This window comes from Propioniciclava sp. MC1683 (assembly GCF_014164675.1).
GTDB lineage: Bacteria > Actinomycetota > Actinomycetes > Propionibacteriales > Propionibacteriaceae > Propioniciclava.
Genome location: NZ_JACJFX010000093.1, coordinates 1 through 1,456 on the forward strand (window position 1 = coordinate 1; position 1,456 = coordinate 1,456).

At 64.7% G+C, this 1,456-nt stretch carries 1 protein-coding gene; it reads right to left on the bottom strand.

The window, feature by feature from the left end; genetic code table 11:
* Positions 1-157: 157 nt before the first annotated feature.
* Positions 158-1,210, bottom strand: coding sequence for a glycosyltransferase family 2 protein (locus H5397_RS17355; RefSeq protein WP_208090955.1), 1,053 nt, complete (start codon positions 1,208-1,210; stop codon positions 158-160).
* Between the last annotated feature and the right edge of the window lie 246 nt (positions 1,211-1,456).

Below are 1,456 nucleotides of genomic sequence, written 5' to 3' on the forward strand. Positions count from 1 at the left end.
CGGATACTCAGACCGGTGCTCCAGCACGAGCCGCACGGCCCGCTCACGCACCTGGGGATCGATCATCTTTGGCATGACGCCATCCTTTCAACTCAAAAGGAAGCGGCACCAAACCTGAGGCGGTTCATCACGCCCCCTTGACAAAAGGGCCTACATATCAGTTGAAGCGGTAGAGCTTCTGCGCAGTGCGGTACAGCGCCACCGACACCTTGCGGCCCACGGCACCGGGCAGGTTCGCCCCCAGCACCAGCGGCAGCCGCAGGCCCAGCCGGGCCTTCAGGATCGGGTCGACCGCGTCGATGTGCTCCCACATCTCGCGGCGCATGCGCAGGCCCTTCTCGGTGCCCTCCAGCAGCGCGAACATGCTGGACGCCGTGACGATCAGGCCCAGGTACTGCTCCATGTAGCCGGCCAGGCGACGGTTGCCCGCACCCTCGGGGAGCTTGTGGGCCTCCACCATGATCCGCGTGACGCGCATCTGCTGGTCGAGGCGGGAGATCTGGACCTTCTCGTTGACCGACTGGTCCTCGCGGCCGATGAAGTACCGGTAGAGGTTCACCGGCAGGTAGAACAGCGTCTGGACGCTGGGCAGCGGCTGGTAGACGAAGATGTTGTCCACGTAGAACGTGTGCTCGGGCAGCTCGAGCCCGCAGTCGCGCAGCACCTGGGTGCGGTAGGTGGCGGCGTGCATGAGGATGTTCTGCCCGGGGCCGGAGAAGCCGACCTCGTTCCACGTGAACACGCGGTTCTGCGGCAGCATGCCCCGGTACTTGATGACCTTCTGGGTGCCCGAGATGGTGTGCTCGTAGACGTAGTTGGCCACGACCAGGTCGACCGGGGAGCCGGACGCGATGAAGTGGCGCAGCTTGCTCATCATGAGGTTGAGCGCGACGGGGTCGAGCCAGTCGTCGGAGTCGACCACCTTGAAGTACACGCCCGTGGCGGCCTTCAGGCCGGCCATGACGGCGCCGCCGTGGCCCTTGTTCTCCTGGTGGATGACCTTGATCGTCTCGGGGTGGCGCGCGGCCCACTCGTCGGCCTTCTCGGCGGTGTTGTCCTTCGTCGAGCCGTCGTTGACGATGATGATCTCGATGTTGCCCTTGCCACGCATGATCGAGTCGATGCAGTGGTCCATGTACTCGGCCGAGTTGTAACAGGGGATCACGAACGTGATCTCCTTCTGGCTCTCGTACGGATGCTCGGTGGTCACGCAGATCCCTCTTCGTCGTGTCGGTGGTGGTGGTTTCGCGGTACCCCGACAGGCTATCGGTTGGGCGCACCGGCTGCCTCCACCCCTCGGCGGGTCGGAACTACGCCCCAGGGCTGGGCTCAGACGGTATGAGCAGCTCCTCTTGTGTGAGGGGTTGCGGGCCAGGGCCTCTCTCGCGCATGTTCGTGGGTTACCGAACGAGGGTGGTCCTTGGTTCGGCCTATCCACAGTCGTGAGGAGGCCCCG